The 22,072-nt window shown below is 65.2% G+C and carries 20 protein-coding genes and 1 tRNA gene; 10 read left to right on the top strand and 11 right to left on the bottom strand.

The window, feature by feature from the left end:
- Window positions 1-3: 3 nt before the first annotated feature.
- The 7 genes from U5S82_06525 to U5S82_06555 are packed head-to-tail and all read left to right on the top strand — an operon-like array spanning window position 4 to window position 7,211.
- The gene (locus U5S82_06525) at window positions 4-1,890 is read left to right on the top strand and encodes a V-type ATPase 116kDa subunit family protein (protein ID MDZ7751310.1); all 1,887 of its coding nucleotides are present in this window, start codon (window positions 4-6) and stop codon (window positions 1,888-1,890) included.
- A 53-nt stretch (window positions 1,891-1,943) separates the two neighbouring features.
- Window positions 1,944-2,396 carry an ATP synthase subunit C gene (locus U5S82_06530; GenBank protein MDZ7751311.1) on the top strand — a complete coding sequence of 151 codons (453 nt, stop codon included), beginning with the start codon at window positions 1,944-1,946 and terminating at the stop codon, window positions 2,394-2,396.
- Complete coding sequence (locus tag U5S82_06535; GenBank protein ID MDZ7751312.1) at window positions 2,393-2,719, top strand: V-type ATP synthase subunit F; 327 nt, start codon at window positions 2,393-2,395, stop codon at window positions 2,717-2,719. The genes U5S82_06530 and U5S82_06535 overlap by 4 nt, the downstream gene beginning before the upstream one ends.
- On the top strand, window positions 2,716-3,366 hold the full coding sequence (locus U5S82_06540; GenBank protein MDZ7751313.1) for a V-type ATP synthase subunit E family protein: 651 nt from the start codon (window positions 2,716-2,718) through the stop codon (window positions 3,364-3,366). Before U5S82_06535 ends, U5S82_06540 begins: the two co-directional genes overlap by 4 nt.
- Entirely contained in the window at window positions 3,359-5,140 is a 1,782-nt protein-coding gene (locus U5S82_06545) for a V-type ATP synthase subunit A (protein ID MDZ7751314.1), read from the top strand. The genes U5S82_06540 and U5S82_06545 overlap by 8 nt, the downstream gene beginning before the upstream one ends.
- A complete protein-coding gene (locus U5S82_06550) occupies window positions 5,137-6,579 on the top strand; it encodes a V-type ATP synthase subunit B (GenBank protein MDZ7751315.1) in 1,443 nt (480 codons plus the stop codon). Before U5S82_06545 ends, U5S82_06550 begins: the two co-directional genes overlap by 4 nt.
- Before the next feature lie 2 nt (window positions 6,580-6,581).
- The gene (locus U5S82_06555) at window positions 6,582-7,211 is read left to right on the top strand and encodes a V-type ATP synthase subunit D (GenBank protein ID MDZ7751316.1); all 630 of its coding nucleotides are present in this window, start codon (window positions 6,582-6,584) and stop codon (window positions 7,209-7,211) included.
- An 890-nt stretch (window positions 7,212-8,101) separates the two neighbouring features.
- Here U5S82_06555 and U5S82_06560 read toward each other — a convergent pair.
- Both U5S82_06560 and U5S82_06565 read right to left on the bottom strand, forming a co-directional pair.
- Window positions 8,102-8,178 (bottom strand) — tRNA-Met (locus tag U5S82_06560).
- Window positions 8,179-8,326: 148 nt separating this feature from the next.
- The gene (locus tag U5S82_06565; protein ID MDZ7751317.1) at window positions 8,327-9,685 is read right to left on the bottom strand and encodes a PepSY-associated TM helix domain-containing protein; all 1,359 of its coding nucleotides are present in this window, start codon (window positions 9,683-9,685) and stop codon (window positions 8,327-8,329) included.
- 740 nt (window positions 9,686-10,425) lie between these two features.
- On the opposite strand from U5S82_06565, the gene istA reads away from it, so the two are divergent.
- The 3 genes from istA to U5S82_06580 are packed head-to-tail and all read left to right on the top strand — an operon-like array spanning window position 10,426 to window position 12,883.
- Window positions 10,426-11,940, top strand: a complete 1,515-nt coding sequence (istA, locus tag U5S82_06570; protein MDZ7751318.1) for an IS21 family transposase — start codon at window positions 10,426-10,428, stop codon at window positions 11,938-11,940.
- Window positions 11,937-12,704 carry an IS21-like element helper ATPase IstB gene (istB, locus tag U5S82_06575; GenBank protein MDZ7751319.1) on the top strand — a complete coding sequence of 256 codons (768 nt, stop codon included), beginning with the start codon at window positions 11,937-11,939 and terminating at the stop codon, window positions 12,702-12,704. Before istA ends, istB begins: the two co-directional genes overlap by 4 nt.
- A 2-nt stretch (window positions 12,705-12,706) precedes the next feature.
- Window positions 12,707-12,883 carry a hypothetical protein gene (locus tag U5S82_06580; GenBank protein MDZ7751320.1) on the top strand — a complete coding sequence of 59 codons (177 nt, stop codon included), beginning with the start codon at window positions 12,707-12,709 and terminating at the stop codon, window positions 12,881-12,883.
- Window positions 12,884-13,107: 224 nt separating this feature from the next.
- On the opposite strand, the gene U5S82_06585 is transcribed toward U5S82_06580, so the two are convergent.
- The 9 genes from U5S82_06585 to U5S82_06625 form a co-directional block, all read right to left on the bottom strand.
- Window positions 13,108-15,513, bottom strand: coding sequence for a TonB-dependent receptor (locus U5S82_06585; GenBank protein MDZ7751321.1), 2,406 nt, complete (start codon window positions 15,511-15,513; stop codon window positions 13,108-13,110).
- 88 nt (window positions 15,514-15,601) lie between these two features.
- Complete coding sequence (locus U5S82_06590; protein ID MDZ7751322.1) at window positions 15,602-16,546, bottom strand: FecR domain-containing protein; 945 nt, start codon at window positions 16,544-16,546, stop codon at window positions 15,602-15,604.
- Window positions 16,546-17,076 (bottom strand): sigma-70 family RNA polymerase sigma factor, encoded by a 531-nt coding sequence (locus tag U5S82_06595; protein ID MDZ7751323.1) that lies wholly within the window; start codon window positions 17,074-17,076, stop codon window positions 16,546-16,548. Before U5S82_06595 ends, U5S82_06590 begins: the two co-directional genes overlap by 1 nt.
- A 320-nt stretch (window positions 17,077-17,396) precedes the next feature.
- Window positions 17,397-17,804 (bottom strand): type II toxin-antitoxin system VapC family toxin, encoded by a 408-nt coding sequence (locus tag U5S82_06600; protein MDZ7751324.1) that lies wholly within the window; start codon window positions 17,802-17,804, stop codon window positions 17,397-17,399.
- Window positions 17,804-18,073, bottom strand: a complete 270-nt coding sequence (locus U5S82_06605) for a type II toxin-antitoxin system Phd/YefM family antitoxin (protein ID MDZ7751325.1) — start codon at window positions 18,071-18,073, stop codon at window positions 17,804-17,806. The genes U5S82_06600 and U5S82_06605 overlap by 1 nt, the downstream gene beginning before the upstream one ends.
- Before the next feature lie 710 nt (window positions 18,074-18,783).
- The gene (locus U5S82_06610; GenBank protein ID MDZ7751326.1) at window positions 18,784-19,197 is read right to left on the bottom strand and encodes a Tat pathway signal sequence domain protein; all 414 of its coding nucleotides are present in this window, start codon (window positions 19,195-19,197) and stop codon (window positions 18,784-18,786) included.
- Between the two features lie 452 nt (window positions 19,198-19,649).
- Window positions 19,650-20,741, bottom strand: a complete 1,092-nt coding sequence (ychF, locus tag U5S82_06615; protein ID MDZ7751327.1) for a redox-regulated ATPase YchF — start codon at window positions 20,739-20,741, stop codon at window positions 19,650-19,652.
- Window positions 20,742-20,771: 30 nt separating this feature from the next.
- Complete coding sequence (pth, locus tag U5S82_06620; GenBank protein MDZ7751328.1) at window positions 20,772-21,344, bottom strand: aminoacyl-tRNA hydrolase; 573 nt, start codon at window positions 21,342-21,344, stop codon at window positions 20,772-20,774.
- 15 nt (window positions 21,345-21,359) lie between these two features.
- A complete protein-coding gene (locus U5S82_06625) occupies window positions 21,360-22,013 on the bottom strand; it encodes a 50S ribosomal protein L25/general stress protein Ctc (GenBank protein MDZ7751329.1) in 654 nt (217 codons plus the stop codon).
- Between the last annotated feature and the right edge of the window lie 59 nt (window positions 22,014-22,072).

The raw sequence follows: 22,072 nt of genomic DNA on the forward strand, positions 1-22,072 counted from the left end.
GCCATGTTCAGGCCCAAGACCATGTCCCGCATCAGCCTCCAGGTGCTCAACGAGGACGCCCCCAAGGTCACCCTGCTGCTGGCCCGGGCCGGGGTCTTCGATCCGGAACCCGTGGATGATCCCGAGGGCATGCTGCCGGAACAACCCGCCGAACGCTACCGCGCCGTGTATCAGTCGGCCCGGGCCCGCATGACCAAACTGGAGGGCGCCCTCGGTTGCAGCGACGAGCCTGGCGATGACGAATTGCGGGTGGTGTCCCTGGAGGAGCTGAAGGCCCTGGACGCCCGCCTGCGCGCCCTCTGGCAGACCTTCTCGGGCCTCGATGAGCGGCGCCACCAGCTGGACGAGGAACGCACCACCCTGAAGCAGCTCGAACAGGGCCTCCAGATCTTTTCCGGATTGAGTGTTGACCTCGGCATGTTCCAGACCAGCGGCGGCTTTCTCACCCTGCGGGTGGGTACCGTGCCCACCATCAACCTCGACCGCCTGCAGGATGCCGCGACCCTGGCCGGGCACCTGGTGACCCCCTTCCACGAGGACAACCACCTGCACTACGTGGTGGTGGCCGGACCGGCCCAAGAGGCCCACGAGATGGATACCCTGCTCCATACGGCATCCTTCCGCCCGGTAGCCATTCCCGCGGAGTTCAGGGACTTCCCCGAGAATATCCGCCAGGAGCTGGACCGCCGCCGCGACGAGATCGACTGGCGCGAAGGGGAATACGAGAGGGAACGGGACGGGCTCGCTGCGCAACACAAGGACGAAGTGATGGCCGCCTGCCGCACCCTGCACATGGCCCGGCCCTTCGCCGATCTCGCCCAGAAGCTGCGGGGCACGGGGGCCCTGGCGGTGGTGGAGGGCTGGATCCCCAGGGAACGGTTGGCGGAGCTGCAGCACACCTTCCACACCCTGCTGGATCGGCCCTTCGTTTTCGACGTCCGCGATCCGCGGCCCGACGAGCTTTCCAGGGTGCCCACCCTGGTCAGTTACTCCTGGCTCACCCGGCCTTTTGGCGCCCTGGTGAACAACTACGGTATTCCCCGCTACGGCGAACTCGATCCCACCCTGCTGTTCACGGCCAGCTTCATCGCCATGTTCGGCATGATGTTCGGTGACATCGGCCACGGTGCCGTCATCGCCCTGGCCGGCATCGCAATGCGCCGCCGCTTCCCGCTGGTCACGCCCTTCATGTTGGCCACGGGGCTGTGTTCCGTGGGTTTCGGTTTCGTCTATGGCAGCATCTTCGGCTACGAGCACGTGATCCATCCCCTGTGGATATCACCCCTGTCCGACCCCTTGCTGATGCTGGAGATAGCCCTCTACTGGGGAATCGGCTTCATCCTGGTGGCCAACGTCCTGACCATCATCAATAATCTGCTGTTCGGCGATGTGCCCGCGGCGTTGCTCGACACCAAGGGCGTGGCCGGCATCGCGCTCTATGTGGGGGGGATCCACGGCGCGCGCCAGTGGTTGGGCGGCGGACACCTGGGGTGGCTGGAGATGGCCTACGTGATCGTACCACTCGCCACAATCATGGGTTTCAAGTGGAGCCGCAACAGCGCCCCCGTGGGAGAACGCATGCTCATCGTCGCCATCGACGGCTTCGAGGCGGTGATGAATTACCTGGCCAACACCCTGTCGTTCCTGCGCGTCGCCGCCTTCAGCCTCAACCACGTGGCCCTGGCGGTGGCGGTGTTCACCCTGGCCGCCATGATGGATACCACGGGCCACTGGATAACCGTGGTCCTCGGCAATATCTTCATCATCGTATTGGAGGGGGCCATCGTCACCATCCAGACCCTGCGTCTGGAGTACTACGAGGGTTTTTCGCGCTTTTTCCGGGGCGATGGCCGGGAGTTTCGCCCCCTGAGTTTCCATACCCGGGCCTAGGGCCTGAATCGCGAGTTATCGTGCTTCGCGACTTTTACGTTAAGGAGTAGACCATGTACTGGCTAGTGGCACTGATGACGTTGACCACCGTGGGCATCATCGCCCTCGGTGTTTACTTCGAGTTGTATCCCCTCGGTTCGGAGCGGGCGAGCCCGCGCTGGTTGAAGGGCACCCTGGGCACCCAGCTCGTGGTCTTCGTGGCCGCCCAGGCCGGACTGCTGTTGCTCGGCGTGCAGGACGTCATGGCCCAGGCGCCCGTGGCCGAGGGCGCGGCCGCCGCTGAGATCACCGTTGGCATGGGGTTGGCCATCATCGGCGTCGGTATCCCCACCGCCGTGGCCACCATCGCGGCCGGTATCGCGGTGGGGCCGGTGGGTGCGGCCTCCCTCGCCGTCATCACCGAGAAACCCGAGCTGTTCGGCCGCACCCTCATCTACCTGGGGCTGGCGGAAGGCATCGCCATCTACGGCCTGGTGGTGACCATCCTGCTCCTCGGGCGCATATGAGCACACGCATCATCGCCATGGGCTCCGAGGCCCTGCTCGAGGGCTTCGCCCTGCTGGGGGTGGAGACCGTGGCCGATCCCTCGCCCCACGAGGTGGAGGAACTACTGCGCGGCCTCGCGGCCTCGGACGCCAGGGCCCTGGTGTTCCTCGAACACCAGGTGGCACGCGAGGCCGGCCAGGCCCTGGAAGACATCAGGAGGGAAGGAGGACGTATCGTGATCAGTGAGATCCCACCCCTCGAGGCGCCCGCCGATTACCGGCCGCCCGTGGAGGATCTGGTGATACGGGTGCTGGGTGCCTCAGCCCTGGAGAAACGCCCATGAAGGCCGAAGACCAGGTTGCCGCGCTGGAGCAGGCCATCCGGGAACGCGCCGAGGCCCTGGCCGCGGAACACCTCGAACAGGCCGAGCGTGCCAGGGAGCGTATCCGCAAGGAGACCAGCAACCGTATTCAGCTGCTGGAGGAGAAGGAAAACCTGTCGGCCCAGGCCCAAGGGGAGCGGGAATACCGGCGCCGCGTCCAGGCCAGCGAACTCCGCCTGCAGGCGGAACTGGACCGCCTGCGCTGGGGGCTGGTGGAACATGTCCTGTTCCGGGTCACCGAGCGTCTCCATGAACTGCGCGACGACGAAGAGAAGTATACGGCCCTGTTCAAGCAGCTGCTGGCCCAGGCGGCGGCCTGCTTCGAGCAAAACCAGCTCGAGGCCCTGGTGTCGGAGACCGACCACCGGCGCTTCGCCGGCGAGTGGGAGGCCCTGGTGGCGGACTGTGTGACGGACAAGGAAATCCATCTCGCCAACGAACACTGCCCCTGCAACGGCGGCGTGCTGGTGCGCACGGTGGATGGCCGCATCGGCGTCAACAACACCTTCGAAGGCCGCATGGAACGCATGAAAGAGGACCTCCAGCGCCTGGCGTTGGAGCGGCTGTTCTCCCACGCCACCAACTCCGGAGCCTTGCTCAATGGGTGAGATCATCGACGTCAACGGCCCCATCGTCACGGTGAGGCTGGACCGAGTGCGCAACGGCGACCAGGTGAAGATCGGCCGCATGGGCCTGGTGGGCGAGGTGATCGGGCTCGACGGCGACCGCGCCGTGGTACAGGTCTACGAGTCCACTGAAGGAGCGCGTCCCGGCGAAGACGCCGAAAGCCTGGGTCACCCCCTGTCGGTGGAGCTGGGTCCCGGCCTCATGGGTAACATCTTCGACGGCGTTCAACGGCCCCTGCCGGAGATCCTCAAGATCAGCGGCGACCACATCGGCCGGGGCATTCATGTGCCCTCCCTGAACCGCGAGACCTCCTGGCGCTTCGAGGCCGACGGCTCCCTGTCCATGGGCGACCGCCTCGAAGGCGGCGCCGTCATCGGCACGGTGCAGGAGACCGAGACCATCAAGCACCATATTCTCGTGCCGCCCGATATAAGCGGCGAGATCGTGGAGCACGGGGCCTCGGGCGACTACACCGTCGATGCCGTCATCGCCCGACTCAAGAGCGACGACGGCCGCGTCCACGACCTCCGGCTCTTCCACCGTTGGCCGGTGCGCACACCCCGCCCCTACGGCGCGCGCAACCACGCCGCCGTGCCCCTGATCACCGGCCAGCGGGTGCTGGATACCTTCTTTCCCATCGTCAAGGGCGGCAAGGGCGCGGTGCCCGGCCCCTTCGGTGCCGGCAAGACCATGGTGCAGCAGCAGATCGCCCGCTGGGCCAACGCCGACATCGTCATCTACGTGGGCTGCGGGGAGCGGGGCAACGAGCTGGTGGACATCCTGGAGACCTTCCCGGAACTCACGGATCCCCACACCGGGCGCTCTCTCATGGAGCGCACCCTGCTGGTGGCCAATACCTCCAACATGCCGGTGGTGGCCCGCGAGGCCAGCATCTACGTCGGCGTGACCATCGCCGAATACTACCGCGACCAGGGCTACGATGTGGTGATGGTGGCCGATTCCACCTCCCGCTGGGCCGAGGCCCTGCGGGAAGTGAGCGGCCGCCTCGGCCAGATGCCCGTGGAGGAGGGCTACCCCGCCTATCTGGCGTCGCGTCTGTCGGCCTTCTACGAGCGCGCCGGCCGCGTAGAGACCCTCACGGGGGGCCTCGGCTCCGTCACCCTCATCGGCGCGGTGTCGCCCCCGGGGGGCGATTTCTCCGAGCCGGTCACCAGCCACACCAAGGAGATCGTCCCCACCTTCTGGGCCCTGTCCAAGGAGCTGGCCGACGCCCGCCACTACCCGGCAGTGGACTGGCTGGACTCCTTCTCCGGCTATGTGGACACCGCCGCCCAGTGGTGGGCCCGCGAAGTGGACCCCGGCTGGGCCGCCCGGCGGGGCCAGGCCCTGGCGGTGCTCAGCCAGGCCGACGATCTGTCCCGCATCGTCAACCTGGTGGGCCCCGAGGCCCTCTCCCCCACCCAGCGCTGGGTGCTGGAGGGGGCCGCCCTCATCAAGGAGGGCGTGCTCCAGCAGAGCGCCATCGACGAGGTGGACAGCTATGCCAGTCCGCGCAAACAGTTCCAGCTTCTGGACATCGCCCTGTGCATCTATGACGAAGGACACAAGCTCATCGAGCTTGGGGTACCCGTGGAGCAGATCTCGCGCTTGCCCAGCATGGCCCGCTTCCGCCGCCTCAAGTCCATGTACACCAGCGAGCAGACCGATGACATCGAGGCCTTTAACAAACACGTGAAACAGGATATCGACGAATTGCGCGTCGAATACGGCGCGCCGCGGGAGGCCGAGGCATGAGGGAGAAAGAATTCCGCATGGCATCCGCCGCGCGGGGTGCCCTGCTCTACATGAAGGGTGTGCGCGGGGTGGCCCTGGGAGACCGGGTGGTGGTGCGCGACCAGGCCGGCCGGCGTCGCAGCGGCCAGGTGATCCGCACCTCCGACGAAGTGGTGCTGATCCAGGTGTTCGAAGGTACCGAGGGGCTCGACCTCGACCAGACCTGGGCCCGTTTCCTGGAGAAGCCCTTCGAGCTGTCCCTGTCCCCCGAGATCCTGGGTCGCGTGTTCAGCGGCATCGGGGCCCCCCGGGACGACCGGCCCCCCATCATCTCCACCCTCAAGCGCAACGTCAACGGCGCCCCCGTCAATCCGGCGGCCCGCACCTATCCCAAGGAATTCATTCAGACCGGCATATCCACCATCGACGGCCTGAACTCCCTGGTGCGCGGCCAGAAGCTGCCCATCTTCTCGGGCTCGGGCCTGCCCCACAACCGGCTGGCCGCCCAGATCGTGCGCCAGGCCAAGCTGCTGTCCCAGGAGGCGGACTTCTCCGTGGTGTTCGCAGCCATGGGGGTCTCCTACAGCGACGCCCGCTTCTTCGAGGAAGAGTTCGAGTCCAGCGGCGTGCTGCGCAACGTCGTGATGTTCATCAACCTGGCGGACGACCCGCCCATGGAGCGCCTGCTGCTGCCGCGAGCGGCCCTGACTGCCGCCGAGTACCTCGCCTACGAACTCGACCAGCACGTGCTGGTGGTACTCACGGACATGACCAACTACGCCGAGGCCCTGCGGGAAGTGGCCACCGCCAAGGGCGACGTACCGGCCCGCAAGGGCTATCCGGGCTATCTCTACTCCGACCTGGCGGAACTCTACGAGCGTGCGGGGCGCATCCACGAACGCCACGGCTCCATCACCATGATGCCCGTGCTATCCATGCCGTCGGACGACATCACCCATCCCATTCCCGACCTCACGGGCTATATCACCGAGGGCCAGATCGTGCTGTCCCGGGAACTCCAGAGCCAGGGGATCTATCCGCCGGTGAACGTGCCCCCGTCCCTGTCCCGGCTCATGAAGGACGGCATCGGGGCCGACTTCACCCGCGAGGACCACCCGCGGGTGGCGGCCCAGCTCTACGCCGCCTATGCCCGCTCCCTGGAGGCCCGCAACCTGGCCTCCATCATCGGCGCCGAGGAACTTTCCGAACGCGACCGCCGCTACCTGGAATTCGCCAAGGGCTTCGAGGAGCGGTTCGTCGGCCAGGGCGAGGACGAGGACCGCAGCATCATCGAGACCCTGGAGATCGCCTGGAGCCTGCTGTCCGGTCTGCCCCCGGAGGCCCTGAACCGCGTCTCCGAGGAGGACCTGCAGAAGTACCACCATTGGGGCCGCGCCCGCGACCCCGCCAAGGTCGCGGAAGTCCCGGAGGCCGACGAGGCCACCACGGACGGGGACTGAGCATGGCGGACCGCCTGAAGATACCGCCCACCAAGAGTGCCCTGCTGGGCCTCAAGCGCCAGGTGGATTTCCTGGAGGAGGGCCACGCCCTGCTGGAGCGCAAGAAGGAGCTGCTCACCCGTCTGGTCTACGAGCGCCTGGCCCAGTACCGGGAACTGCGGGGGGAGACTACCGAGGCGGTGAAACAGGCCTACCACTGGCTCAGCATCACCCACATGCGCATGGGCAGCCACAAGCTGCGGCTGGCGGCCCTGGCCATTCCCCTGGGTCTCGAAGTGAACATCCTGCCGCGCTCCCATCTCGGCGTGGAGTACCCGTCGGTGACGGCCAAGCCCCTGCCCCTCCAGCCCGTGGGCCTCATCGGCACCGACGCCAGCCTCGACGAGACCCGGGAGCGCCTCGCCCACATGGCCACCCTGCTGGCCCGCCTGGGGGAATCGGAGATGGCCCTGTGGCGGCTCCTGGAGGAACAGCGCAAGACCCAGAAACGGGTGAACGCCCTCAAGTACAACGTCATCCCCCGCTACCGCAACACCATCCGTTATATCCAGGGCGCCCTGGAAGAAGAGGAGCGCAACACCCTGTTCCAGATCAAGATCCTACGCGAGCAGAGCGGCGACCAGTCCTTCTGACGGCCGACATCCGGGCGACAAAAGCAAAGATTAACCACGAAATACACGAAAAAACGCGAAAAGATTCAGGGAGAATGAGATCCTGGGAGTTGATGCCACGTGATCGTCCGGAGCACAAGACAACAAAAAACTGTTCAACTACGAAATACGCGAAAGGCGCGAAAGGATTCAGAGAGAATGAGGTCCCACGAGTTGATGCCACGTGATCGTCCGGGGCACCGGACAACAAAAAACTCTTCAACTACGAAATACGCGAAAGGCGCGAAAGGCGCGAAAGGATTCAGGGAGAATGACGTCTCGCGACTTGTTTCCACGTGATCGTCCGGAGCACCGGACAACAAAAGACTGTTGGCGCCTCCGCAGAATCTGTGGGTGAATATTTCGCTCGCAGTGAGCGCGCTGTCGGGCTGAAGCCCGACCTACACAGCACCCCCCGCCCATTCCTCTGGCACGGATGTAGGTCGGGATTCATCCCGACATCCGGCCCGTAGATACGCCCACCGCCTGTTCCTTCGGCACGCATGTAGGTCGGGATTCATCCCGACATCCGGCCCGTAGATGCGCCCACCGCCTGTTCCTTCGGTACGCATGTAGGTCGGGATTCATCCCGACATCCCGGCCCGTAGATGCGCCCACCGCCTGTTCCTTCGGCACGCATGTAGGTCGGGATTCATCCCGACATCCCGGCCCGTAGATGCGCCCACCGCCCATTCCTTGGGCACGGACGTAGGTCGGTTGCTCCTGGCAACCGACATCCCGCCCGCCACCCGCCGGGATCCCGTCGGCTGCGCCAGGAGTAGCCGACCTACAATCTGGTTGAAAACGAGGTCCTTATCGAGGCCCACAAACGCCAAGGGCGCCTCGCGGGCGCCCTTGGCTTGTTCAGGGAATGGTGGCGATGGAGAGACTTGAACTCTCGACCTCGAGATTATGAGTCCCGCGCTCTAACCAGCTGAGCTACATCGCCGAAAAAGGGGACGAAATATAGCGAAACCGCCGGTCCCTGGCAACCGACGATCGCCATTGCCGGGGCGCAGGCGGCGGTCAGTTTACCCACCTTGGCCGTAGGTCGGTTGCTCCCGGCAACCGACATCCCGAGGCCAGGCCCGATATCTTCATGATAACCTCCATAGCCAGTTTTCGTTGCGCCGCATCGTCCTCATGAGCAAGCCCGGCCGCCATAGCACCAGTATCCAGCTGGCGATGATCACGAGGGTCAGGGCAATCCAGCCGATGATGACGGCTTTCACGCCCGGCGCCAGGGTCGGCAGCTGCTTGACGCCATTGACCGTGGGCCCGTAGTACTCCCGCGCTTCCTGGAAGCCGAAGGGCACCGAGGCGGCCAACACCAGCAGCGACACGGCAATCGCCGCACCGGTACCCGGCCAGCGGTGGCGGGCGCGGCCACCGGCCTCGCGGGCCAGGCGTTGGGCGTGCAACCAGGTGCCGGTGAGGATGAGCCCCGAGAGCAACAGACCGAAGACGAACCAGATAGCCTTGCTCCAGAGCCCCGCGAAGTTGCCGAAGTGCAAGGGGTCGGCCATGTTCGACCAGACCCAGTAGGGCGACAGGTCACCGCTGCCGTTCTGCCACAGCACCTCGCCGCTGCGTGGGTCCAGGTGCATCTGGTTGGCGCGACCACGCAGGAGCGAGAAACCACCGGTGTGGCCTTGCAGGTAAACCGCGTCCTCGCCGCCAGAGTACCAGCCGTAGGCCGCGGTCGTGATCTCGAACTCCGGCCAGGCGCGCTCTGCCCTGGCGATCACCTCGTCCAGGGGCAGCGCCGGCAGCGCCGGAGCGGTGGCCGGCGCCGGCACCGAAACCACGCCGATGGGCGCATTGTCCACATAGTTCAATGGACCTTCGAAGAGATCATGCTGGGCCCCTTCGTAGAGATACCACCCGCCCGTCAGCCCGATGACGAGCAGGAACCAGATCGACCACAGCCCGACAGCCTTGTGCAACTCGCTCCAGAACGCCCGCCCGCGGCCGCGCGGCCCCTTGAGGAAACGCCGCCACCAGCGCTTGTAAAACACCAGCGCAGCGACCATCGAGGCCAGCATGGTGAGGGCAAATACCGACACCAGATACAGACCGACGGGGATGCCGGCGAGATTCGGCAGGAACAGGCGATAGTGAAAGCCGCGAAAAAACTCTGCCAAGCCGAAGCCGTGCGAGGATCCGGTGACCTCGGCCGTGTAGGGATCGACCCAGACAACCGCCAGGACGCCGTCGGGGTGGGAAAGCCAGACCTCTGCCACGGCATGCCGGTTCAGGGGCGCGGACATATAGTCGATATCCGACCCCGGAACCGCCCGCCGGGCGGCCTGCTCGATGTTTCCCCAGCTTACCTGTTCGGCCTGCGCCTGGACCCGTCGCTCCGGCGTGACCAGCCAGTCGAGGTCGTGGGAAATCACCGCGAAGGTCCCGCTCCAGCAGATCACGAATGTAGCTGGCTGTAAAAACCCGCGCATATCTGGCGAAGGATTGATTGGTAGGCCAATCAGTCGCTGAGCCGGCAGGCGGGCGGCCGCGAGCAACCGGTGACAAGAGTGCCGGAATCGGGTAGATGAAGAGGGGCCGTTGAGACAGGTGCGATACCGGGTCTAATTGACTTGGCCGTCGATCCCGGTATCGCACCCCGGGCCGTGCAGAGCACGAGCCCGCACACTATTTCTCGTTTTCCCCTGACAATCAAGTCCTCATCGGCCTGGATCGCCGATGGAGAACTCTGCACGCCTGTACAACTGCGCCCGTTGTCACCGTCAAGTGATGATCTGCAGCGGCTGTGACCGCGGCAACATCTATTGCCCTGAAGGGTGTGCGCAGGTGGCACGAAGCGCGTCTCTGCGGGCTGCCGGCTGGCGCTACCAGCAGAGCCGCAATGGCCGGCACAAGCATGCCGAGCGGCAACGCCGCTACCGGGCGAGAAGGCAGAAAGTGACGCATCAGGGTTCCCCGGCCCCGTCCCCTCATGATCCACTATCCCCCGTTCCGGCGAGGCCGGCTGGCCGCCGCGGTGCGGATGGCGCGCCGATGAGGGCGCCCATTCGCTGCCACTTCTGCGGCCGTGAGTGCGGACCTTTCCTGCGTACCGGCCCGCTTCATCGCGCCACCGCCGCCGCGGCGCTTGGAACAGTCACCCGACAGGGGCCACCAGGCGCCCGGGCTCAGCCCCCTTGAGCCGGCCGGCCACGAGATGAGGAGAAACGCATTGGCCATCAGCAAAGAACAAGAGGCGCAGATCCTGCGCTATCACTACGTCGAGAAGTGGCGGGTGGGCACCATTGCCAGCCAGTTGGGCGTACACCACAACGTCGTCAATCGGGTGCTCTCCCAGGCCGGCATGCCGAAGGTCGAGCGGGCTGCGCAGCCGTCGATGATCGATCCTTATCTGCCGTTCATCACCGACACCCTGGCCCAGTTCCCCACGCTCACCGCCAGCCGCCTCTACGGCATGGTGCGTGAACGGGGCTACCCCGGCGGCCCCGACCACTTCCGCCATCAGCTCGCCTGTTACCGGCCACGCCCCCGGCCCGAGGCCTTTCTGCGCCTGAAGACCCTGCCCGGCGACCAGGGACAGATCGACTGGGGCCATTTCGGCAAGCTCACCATCGGCCGCGCAACCCATGCCCTGATGGCCTTTGTCATGGTGCTCAGCTACTCCCGGCGCATTTTTTTGCGCTTCTTCCTCGATGCCAAGATGGCCAACTTCCTGCGGGGCCACGAGGCGGCCTTCACTGCCTCGAACGGCCTGCCCAAGGTCCTGCTCTACGACAACCTGAAAAGCGCCGTGCTGGAGCGCCAGGGTGAGGCCATCCGCTTCCATCCCACCTTGCTCGAGTTCGCCGCCCACTACCGCTTTGAGCCCCGTCCGGTGGCGGTGGCCCGGGGCAACGAGAAGGGGCGGGTGGAGCGCGCCATCCGCACGATACGCGATAATTTCTGGCCGGCCCGCCAATGGACCGACATCGATGATCTCAACGCCCAGGCCGAGGCCTGGTGCAACGGCTGGGCCATGGACCGGCCCTGCCCGGAGGACCGTGCCCTCTCGGTGCGCCAGGCCTTCGAGCAGGAGCCCCTGCTGGCGCTGCCCGATAACCCCTATCCCACCGACGAGCGGGTCGAGGTCCACATCGGCAAGACCCCTTACGCGCGCTTCGAGGGCAACGACTACAGCGTGCCCCACACCCATGTGCGCCGCACCCTCACCGTCTCGGCCTCACCCACCGAGGTGCGGATCCTCGACGGCGGAGACGTCATCGCCCGCCACCCGCGCAGCTACGACAAGGGCCGGCAGATCGAACAGCCGGAACACATCGAGGCACTGGTCCAGATCAAACGCCAGGCCCGGCATCATCGCGGCCAGGACCACCTGGCCCAGGCCGCACCGGCCAGCCGGCAATTGGCTGTCCAGGCCGCCGAGCGCGGCGACAACCTCGGCGCCATCACCGCAGCCCTGCTGCGCCTCCTCGATGCCTACGGCGCCCCCGAGCTGGAGGCGGCCATCCAGGAGAGCCTGGCCCACGGGGTGGCTCACCCCAATGGCGTGCGCATCGCCCTGCAGCGTAGGCGCGAGGCGAGAAACCAGCCGCCCCGGGTGGGGGTGCGCATCGACCACGCGCGCGCCAGGGGGCTGGTGGTACGCACCCATGATCTGGGCGGCTACGACGCCTTGCAGTCCACCCCGCCCGAAACCGAAGACGACGCCCAGGAGGAGCCCCAATGATCCCTAACGCATCCCTGAAAGAACGGGCCACGGCCCTCAAGCTCCATGGCCTGCTGAGCCATTGGGAGGAGAGCGCCGACGCTGGCTGGGTCGAGTCCCTGATCCAGTGGGAAGAGGAGGAACGCGCCCACCGCAGCCTCGAGCGGCGCATGAAAGGGGCGCGGCTGGGCCGCTTCAAACCCCTGGCCGACTTCGACTGGGGCTGGCCCAGCCGCTGCGACCGGGAACTGGTCAGTGAGCTGATGCGCCTCGACTTCCTCACCGAGGCGGTCAATATCATCCTGGTGGGACCCAACGGGGTCGGCAAATCCACCCTGGCCCGCAACATCGCCCATCAAGCGGTGCTGGCCGGCCACAGCGTCCTCTTTACCAGCGCCGGCCAGATGCTCAATGACTTGGCCGCCCAGGATGGCGACAGCGCCCTCAAGCGGCGCCTCGCCCGCTACGCCCGCCCTCAACTGCTAGCGGTCGACGAGGTGGGGTATCTCGCCTACTCCAATCGCCATGCCGATCTGCTGTTCGAGATCGTCTCCCGCCGCTACGAGGAGAAATCCACCCTGGTCACCACCAATCGGCCCTTCGCCGAATGGGGTGAAGTCTTTCCCAACGCCTCCTGCGTGGTCTCCCTCGTGGACCGGCTGGTACACCGCTCAGAGATCCTCACCATCGAAGGCGAATCCTACCGGCTCAAGGAGGCCAAGGAGCGACAGCAGCAACAGGCACAGCGGCGCCGAGCCGCCGCCAAATCCAACAAAGGAGCCTAACCATGACCCATCCCCCGATACCGGACGACTGGACACCAGAGCAGGCATTGGCAGTCTATGACTTTATCGACGAACTTCGCGATGCCATCTGGAGCCGATACGATCGGCAGCTGGTCGAACTCATGCAACAAGACCGCATAACGACCTTTGAAGTCGACGACGATGACTTGATCTTCTGAGCCGACCCTTAAACCCAAATCGGCGGCGTGACCTGGCTTGAGTCGAGGCGACCTATCCGCGCTGAGGCCGAGTCACGCCGCCTGAACCTGCGACTGCGACCTTCGCCATTTATGCGCGGATTTACTCAGCCGCTAACAATCACGAACAGCATCAGGCCCGTGATCACACCGGTGAAGCTATGGATGCGGAACCAGGTGCGCGATCTCGGCATGGGCCGGGCCGATCAGAACTCCGCCTTCAGCGAGAACAGCGCACTCAAAGGCGCCCCCGGGTGATTGCCGGCGATCCGGCTGTTGCCGGTGCTCTCGATGTAGTCGATGTCGAAGAGGTTTTCGATGTTGAGCTGTGCCGTGACGCGGGTGCTGCCGAGTATGAACGGATAGCGCGCCATGGCATCGACACGGGCGTAACCGTCGGCCTCGAAGCTGTTGGCGTTGTCGCCCTCGCGCTCGCTGACACCGAAGATACCGGCACCCAAGGTAAGCCCCCTGAGTTCACCGCCCTGCAGCGTATAGGTGCTCCAGAGACTGCCCGCGTGCCGTGGCGCGTTGAACAGGCGGTTGCCTTCCTGACCCAGATTGCTGTCTTCGGTGATCTCCACCGTCGGCAGCCAGCCGTAGGAGGCGATGAGCTTCCAGCCGGGCGCGATCTCGCCGGCAACGTCCAGCTCCAGACCGCGGCTCTCGGCCTCGCCGATCGCCACCGAGAAATCTCCACCATCCGGATCCGGCGCCGCGATGTTTTCCTTGGTCAGATCGAACCAGGTCAGCGTCGCCGACAGGCGCTCGTCGAAGAACAGGGCTTTCGCGCCCACCTCCCATTGCTCGCCTTCCTCGGGGTCGAGGGGTTCACCCGAGCGGGTGCGGGCAAAGATGACATTGCCGGACAGCGATTGGGCATAGCTGCCGTACAGGCTCAGCCACCGTTTCGGTTTGAACAGGACTCCATACCGCTGGCTGTATTCCTCATTCTCGTTTTTCGTGCCGAACGACCGGGCCTCGGTGTCGTCGTAGCGGCCTCCCACCAGAAGGTGCAGCCGGTCGTCGAAAAACGAGATCTGATCCTGCCAGAAAACCCCCAGACGCTTGTCGAAATCGTCCGAGGAACCGAAATCCACCGTCGTATTTGATGGCGTGACCGTCGGATTGGGATTCGGGTTGAACAGATTGTTGCCGGGACCGGGGCTGAACGCATTGTCGGGGAAGGTCCAGGGCAGGTCCGAGCGGGTGAAATCGACACCCAGCAGCAGCGTGTGCCTCAAGGCCCCCGTGTCGAAATGGCCCTCGAGTGAATTAGTGGTGAACCAGGTCTCCGGGAAGGCGTTGTTGGCGGAAAACCTTCGATCGAAGTCACCCGTCGTTGGATCGATTGAACTCCCGAAAGCCCCGTCGAGTCGCGCATCGCGGCGCTCGAAATCCTCGTATACGAACTTGGTACGGAACAGCCAGCTGTCGTTGAATGCGTGCGATCCGTCCAGGGCGACCCGCAACATTTCCGTCTTTAAAAAGTCATCTCGACTGCCGAGGAACGTATCCTCCGGGACATCGGCCACTTCATCGCCGAGGGCGGGCAGGCCGGAATCGTTGGTGCGGTCATCGTCCCGGTATTCGAAGGAGAAATTAACCCGGGTCCGATCGGTGATGTCCCAGGCGAGCTGGGGATTGATGAAGACGGTTTCATTCTCGACGACATCCCGGAACGAATCGGCGTCCACATACGAGGCGATGAGCCGATACTGGACCGATTCCAGACCGGGAATCGGGCCGGTCGTATCCACCGTCGTGCGATAGAAGTCGTAGGACCCGACCTGCTGCTCGATGCTATGTTGATACTCGCGGAGCGGCTTTTTGGTGACGAGGTTGACCACACCGCCGGGCTCGATACGCCCGAACAGGACGCTCGCCGGCCCTTTGAGCACCTCGACCCGGTCAACATTGCTCAGCTCGAAGAAGCGGGCACCGAACGTATTGGGCGTGCGAAATCCGTCCCTGAAGATGAACCCGCCCTGATCGAACCCACGGATAGTCAGTTGCTCACTGCTGACACCGGACGCACCGCGCGGCTGCACGCCGCTGACGTTCTTGATGGCATCCTTGAGCCGCAGCACCTGCTGGTCTTCCAGCACGTCATTCGGAACGACCTGGACGGAAGCCGGCGTATCGATGATGGGCGTGTCGGTCCGGGTGGCGGTATACGAATGAGTGGCCTGATAACCTTCCACAGGCGCAAATGCCGAGCCGCCCGTTCCCGTGACCTGGATCGGCGCGAGCTGCACCGGTCCGTCTCCGCCCTGTGCCGACGCCTGCATCAGCGTGACAGTGCTGTCACCGGCAAAGCGCGCGGCCACGCCGGAGCCCGTAAGCAGGATGCGCAATGCCTCGTGCGGGGTGTATCGGCCCTGCAGGGCCGGGGCCTGGCGGCTGCGCAGCAGGGCGGCGTCGCCGCCGATCGTCAGCCCGGCCTGGCGGGCCAGCTCGGTGACGGCTTGGTCCAGCGGCTGGGCGCGGAGGTTGAAGGTCATGGGCTCGGCGGTGGCGCTCTGGGCGGCGGCCGGCGTCACCAGCAACGGCGTAACGCCCGGCAGCAGCGCGAGGCACAGGGCCCCGGCACGGAGGGACAGAGTTCGCATTGGGTATCTCCTGCTTGAGTCGATTTGGGGTTTCCTACCCCTGATGACAAAGCAGGAGGACAATCGGGCAGTCCGGCCGGGATATTTTTTATTCTGAAGGGTGCAGCCAGACCAGGTAGGGGGTGACCGAGCGGAGTTCCAGTGACAAGGCGTCGGCGAGCACGCTCAGGGCGGCATCGCTGTCCTCGGCCGGCACCACGCCGGTGAAGCGCAGATGGCGATGGGTCAAATCCGCGTCCAGCAGCAGCCAGCCCTGGCGATACTGCCCCAGGCGCTCGACCACCTCGGCCAACGGGGCGTCGTTGAACACCAGGCGCCGGTCCGCCCAGTCCGGCGGCTGAAGCCGGGCGGAGACCACCCGGATCACGGCCCCGGGTGTCAGCCGGGCGCGCTGACCGCCGGCAAGGATCTCGCCGGGCGCGGCGGCGTCGCGCGGGAGCAGGCGCACGCGGGATTCGTGGACCGTGATGTCAGTATAGGCCTGATCCAGGCGCACACCGTAGCGGGTACCCAGGGCAACGGCGGCCCCGTGCGCCGTGGTCACTTCGAACGCCCGGCGGGCGGGGTCCTCATCCACCCTCACCAACAGCTCGCCGCGCTCCAGGCGAATGCGGCGGCGGTCGTCGCCGTAGTCGATATCGATGGCGCTGTCGCTGTTCAGCACCAGCGTGCTGCCGTCCGGCAGGGTGATATCGCGGATCTCGCCCGCCGCCGTGCGGTAATCGGCGGTCCACAGATTCCAGGGCAGCTGTGTCCCCGTCACCCCTGCCAGCAGCATGAGCAACCCCAGGCCGGCCGCACGGCGGCGGCGGCGGGCGGGTGCCGGCGTCACCGCCGACCACATCCGCTGCATCTGCTCTAGCACCTGCCGCCGTAGGGGATCGGTCGCCTGCCAGGCCTCACACTCGGCCACAAGGCGCTCGCGCGTCTCCGGCCCGGCCTCCTCCAGGCGCAACACCCAGTCAGCGGCTTGCTCGCGGAGCGTGGCGTGATCCTCGTGACTGCCCGTCTCGTTGGCTGCCTGCCACACCATCAGGGCCCGCCCTCCCCGGACGAGCTGTCATAAAGGCGCGCATGGCAATGGGCCAGGACTTTGGCCAGATACTGTTTGACGCTGCTCTCGGAGACATCCAGACGGGCAGCAATCTCGCGGTAGCTCTTGCCGTCCACGCGCGCCATGAGGAAGGCCCGGCGCGGCTTCTCCGGCAGCTCCTCGGTGAGCAGGAGCAACACCTGGGCCAGCAGGTCCTGCGCCACCACCGTCTCGGCCGGGCCGCGCCGCTCCTCGCGCTCCAGCAGCACGGCCACCTGGCGCAGCGCTTCCTCCTCCACCTTGCGGCGCCGGTGACGGTTGATCAGCAGCCGGTTGGCGATGACCAGCAGGTAGGCCCGCGGCTCGCGCAGGCCGGGCAGATCCCGGCCGCGCAGCAGGCGCAGGAAGGTATCGTGGCTCAGGTCCGCGGCATCATGAGGACAGCCGAGCTTGCGCCCCAGCCAGCCCAGCAGCCAGCCGTGGTGGTCGAGATAGAGGCGCTCGTATGGACAACCGGCATCCTGGGACATGGCGGGAGCAGGCACCGAATATTAGTGATAATCGTTATCATTATGAGAATCCCGCTTCCCGAGTGCAAGTCCCTGCCCCGTGCCTTCTGGCACCCGTGGGGCTTTCCCCGCCTGCAGGCTGAGTTGAGCGAGGCGGAACCCGGCATGGCACGGATCCGCCGCCTGACGTGGGCCGTGCCGGGATTGCGTTTCGCTCCTGCGCAGCCAAGGGAAATCGATGATCCAGGTGCCAGGGATGCTGCAGTGGGAGACCAGACCCCGCTCTAGACCCCGCCGGCTCGCCGAACAGCGATACCTTGAGGTGCTCGATGGCGCCTGCTTCAGCTCAGCACTCTGACATTCAGGCCCTGGACGCGCTGGAACGCAGGATCCCCCGTCAGCAGCACATGGTCTGGCCCCAGTTGCAGGCAGCATGCCCCCTGCAAGGCGTCCGGGGTGCGCAGGCCGTGCCGCACGCGGAGCAGAGTCGCCAGTTCCACCACATCCCGTGACAGTTCCACCCACACCAGATCCGGCCGGGCGAAGAACGCATCGTATAACGCCAATGTGGCGGCATCGCCGGTCTTCATCGGGCCGGCGCGGCACTCCAACCAGGACAGGCGACTCAGCACCGAGTTCATGTCGGGGTATTCATCAATCAGCGCCGCCAGTGCGGCACGCACACGCTCAACGAAAGGCGCCTTGCCTTCCAACAGGTAGATCAATGCGCTGGCGTCGAAAAAGGCCATCACCAGGCGCGTTCTTCGGCCAGGGCGGCGTCAATGTCCGCCTTGTCGCGGGTGCCGGTGGCGGGCTGCGCCAGCAGCCACTGCACGGCCGTCATTCCGGGTTGGTCCGGCGGCTGGTTTCCGACAAGGCGCTGGTAATCCTCCTCCGACAGCACCACCGCAGTGGCCTTGTTGCGCTTGAGAATATGTACCGGGCCACGCCGCAGGCTTTCCTCAATGGCGGCCATGCCGCGACGCTTGATCTCGGCGGCAGGCAGGATATTATCCATAGCCGGACTCCATTACGTACTAAAAATGGGCCTATAGTACCTGTTTTAGCACCTGAATCCAAACTTCACAGGACGAACCCCAGGGCAAGATCGTGCTACATTTCGTGTGGTTATTTGGTCCTCAAGCACGGTAATACGGCGTAATACGGTGACACGTAATACGGTGACAGTTTACTCAACTACATTGAGTAAACTGTCACCGCTTTGGCCCAACGAACAACAGGCTCTCGCCAAGAACGCGAAGAACGCCAAGAAAGCTTCAGCTTATGTTTTTCGGTGATTCGCACCCTGTGCAATATCCCGTGGCCCCGGGGGCAATGCGAGCGCCATCTATCGTGACCGAGGGGTACCAAGGATGATCCTGACTTGGCGCTCTTGGCGACTTGGCGAGAGGAAATTCTCGTCATCTACACCCACGAATTCTGCTGACGAGCCCCGAAACTGAATCTGTCCATTCGGGACGTTACACCTACCTCCTGACATTGACCTTTGAACTTTGCCGCTTCAGCGGCTGCCGGCAAATGGCGGTCAGGGGTCGGAGCCTGGGAGGCCGGGTACTCAGTGCCTGACGCGGGCCGTGCCGAGATTGCGTTTCGCTCCCTCCCCAGCCAAGTGAAATAGATGATCCTGGTGCCAGCGATGCTGCAATGTGAGACCTGACCCCGTTCACTTTCACTTGGTCTCGGTGGGCTGACTCCGGCGCCGCGGTGTCATTTGATGAACTCCCGTGTTCCGCGGGCGCTCACCGCGACGAGGCCGAGGCAATCCTCCCGCGGGCCCGTGGCATCGGCGCAGGCCAGGATGGCGTTGAGCAACACGCGACCCACCCGTTCGCAGGCGAGACCCTCCATGTCGAACACCTTGAGACGCGTCTTGCCCGGGGGCAGCGGCGCCGTCTCGACGGCGAGACGCTTCGCGACCACGCCCTCACCGTCGAACATGACGAGATCGAGCTTGAGGCTCTCGAAAGCGCTCGCGGTCCCGTTCTCCAGCACCAGGTAGGCACGGCAGGCGTCGCCCTCCGGCTCCAGTTTGTTGAGCTCGACGTGGATCTGCTCCGTCCCCGCCATGGCGGAAGAGACGCAGAAAGACAGCATGGCCAGGGCCGGAAAAAACGACCTCATTCCTCTATGCCTCCTTTGGTAGGGCGTGGCATCCGCTGAAGTTTCGCTCAAGAGGGAACGACGGCGGTAAATTCCTCGCCATGGACGATCGATAGACAACAAAACACTGCGTCCAGGCCGCGCCGGGGCACGGGCCAAGTGTTGGCGGTGTCGTTAACGTGAAAGTCGCGAAGCACGAACTCCCCCTCTCCCTCTGGGAGAGGGATGGGGTGAGGGAACGAACATGGCGATACGCGCTCCTCTTTCATCATCTTGGGCGGCGCGTAGCGCCATAAGAGTTCATCCGGGGTTCCCCGATTCCTCTCACTGCGAATGATAACAGGACTTATTAAGTATTTGGGAATGAACGTGCTGCGTTGTCGAATCCGGACTGGCAACGGGCCGCCGGTTGCCGGAAGCAGCCGACCTACGCCTCTTCCACCAGCCCGTGTGCAGACCCTTCGCCCTGCCCCTCAGACGTTGAAACGGAAGTGGATGATGTCGCCGTCCCGGACCACGTAGTCCTTGCCTTCGAGGCGCCATTTACCGGCCTCCTTGGCACCCTGTTCGCCTTTGCAGGCGACGAAATCCTCGTAGCCCACCACCTCGGCGCGAATGAAGCCGCGCTCGAAATCCGTGTGGATGACGGCGGCGGCCTGGGGGGCGGTGGCCCCCACCCGGACGGTCCAGGCCCGGGCCTCCTTCTCACCGGCGGTGAAATAGGTCTGCAGCCCCAGCAGGCGGTGACCGGCGCGGATCAGGCGATGGAGGCCGGGCTCGTCCAGTCCCATCTCCGCCAGAAACTCGGCGCGCTCCCCGGCCTCCAGGGTGGCCAGCTCGGCCTCCACCGCGGCGCTGATGGGCACCACCTCCGCCCCTTCGGCCGCAGCGATGGCCCGCACGGTATCCAGGTAAGGGTTGTCCGTGAAGCCGTCCTCGGCCACGTTGGCAATGTAAAGCGTGGGCTTCAGAGTCAGCAGGAACAGGGGGCGCAGGGCGGCACGCTCCTCCTCCGTCAGGTCGATGGCGCGGGCCGGCCTGCCGGTATCCATCTCCGCTTCCACCCGTTCCAACAGGCCGAATTGGGCGCGCGCCACCTTGTCGCCGCTCTTGGCCACCTTTTCCACCCGCTGGCGGGCCTTCTGCACCGTTTCCAGATCCGCCAGGGCCAGTTCGGTGTTGATCACCTCGATATCCGCCGCCGGATCCACCCGCCCCTCCACGTGGATGACATCGGAATCCTCGAAGCAGCGCACCACATGACACACGGCCTGGGTCTCGCGGATGGTGGCCAGGAACTTGTTGCCGAGCCCCTCCCCCTGGGCCGCGCCCTTGACGAGGCCCGCGATGTCAACGAACTCCATGGTGCTGGTGATGACCTGCCGCGGCTTGACGATGGCCGCGATGGCGTCGAGGCGCGGATCGGGGATCGGCACCACACCGACGTTGGGATCGATGGTACAGAAGGGGTAATTCTCCGCCGCGATACCGTTGGCGGTGAGGGCATTGAACAGGGTCGACTTGCCCACATTGGGCAGGCCGACGATTCCGCATTTGAAACCCATGAATGGTCTTCCGGCTGGTACTGTGGCTGACTAGGGGGCGCTGTGGAGGGCGTGCATGGCCTTCTCCCAGGCCCCCTCCTGCACCATGGGGAATACCTTGATGGCACGGTCGATGGCATCCTCCATGAGCCGGGCCTCCTCCCGGGTCGGGCGCTCGAGCACATGGCCCACCACCCGTTCCCGATCCCCCGGATGGCCGACGCCGACGCGCAGGCGGCGAAAATCCCGCTGGCCCAGGGCCGCCATGATGTCCCGCAACCCGTTATGGCCGCCATGGCCGCCGCCGTGCTTGAGGCGTACGGTACCGGCCGGCAGGTCCAGATCATCGTGGACCACCAGCAGTTCATCCGCCGGCAGGCGATAGTAGTTCATGAGGGCCGCCACCGATTGGCCGCTGCGGTTCATGAAGGTGGCGGGTTTGAGGAGCCGGCAGGGAGGTTGTCCCAGTTCCGCCACCTCGCCGTGAAACCGTCCCACGCTGCGAAACACGGCCCCGCCGGCGGCGAGACGGTCCACGAACCAGAAACCCGCGTTGTGGCGGGTGTCCGCATAGGCGGACCCCGGGTTTCCGAGGCCCGCCACCACTGCGATGGGCGATGACACCTGGCCCGCCGGGCGCTACTCGTTGTCCGGCTCGGACTCGCCCTCGGCTTCGCCCCCGGCCTCGCCCCCTTCCTCGCCCTCTTCCTCGTCCACTTCCTCCGCCATGGCCTGGGTCACCGACACCACCGGCTGCTCGAGGACGGTGTTGGGGGTGAGTTCCACGCCCTCGGGCAGTTGGACGTCACCCACCTGGATGATGTCACCGACCTCGGTGGTCCCCAGGTCCACTTCGATGAACTCAGGCAGGTCCTTGGCCAGGCAGCTGATCTCCAAATCCGTGATGTGGTGCTGGATGAGACCATTGCTCAGCTTCCTGCCGGGGCACTTGTCCTCGTTGGTGAAGTGGATCGGCACCTGCATGGTCAGCTTATGGGTGGCGTCCACCCGCAGGAAATCGGCGTGGAGAATGGTGGGATGGGAGGGATGGCGTTGCATGTCCTTCAGCACCACCTGTTCCCGGGCGCCGGCCACGTTGAGGGTAAGGACGTGGGAGTAAAAGGCCTCGTTCTGCAGGTGCAGCAGCATCTCGTTGTGGTTCACCGCCACGGTCCGTGGCGCCTTGCTCGAACCATACACGATGGCCGGGAATTTGCCGGCCCGACGCAGGCGGCGGCTCGCACCCTTCCCCATGTCGTCGCGCGCTTCGGCGTTGAGTTCAAAGTTTTCCATCAGTTTCTCCAGTTTTTACGCCCTATGGCGCTCGCACCCGGGGTCCCGCGACCAGGCAT

It is taken from the genome of Gammaproteobacteria bacterium (assembly GCA_034522055.1).
In the GTDB taxonomy this organism is placed as follows: Bacteria; Pseudomonadota; Gammaproteobacteria; order JAABTG01; family JAABTG01; genus JAABTG01.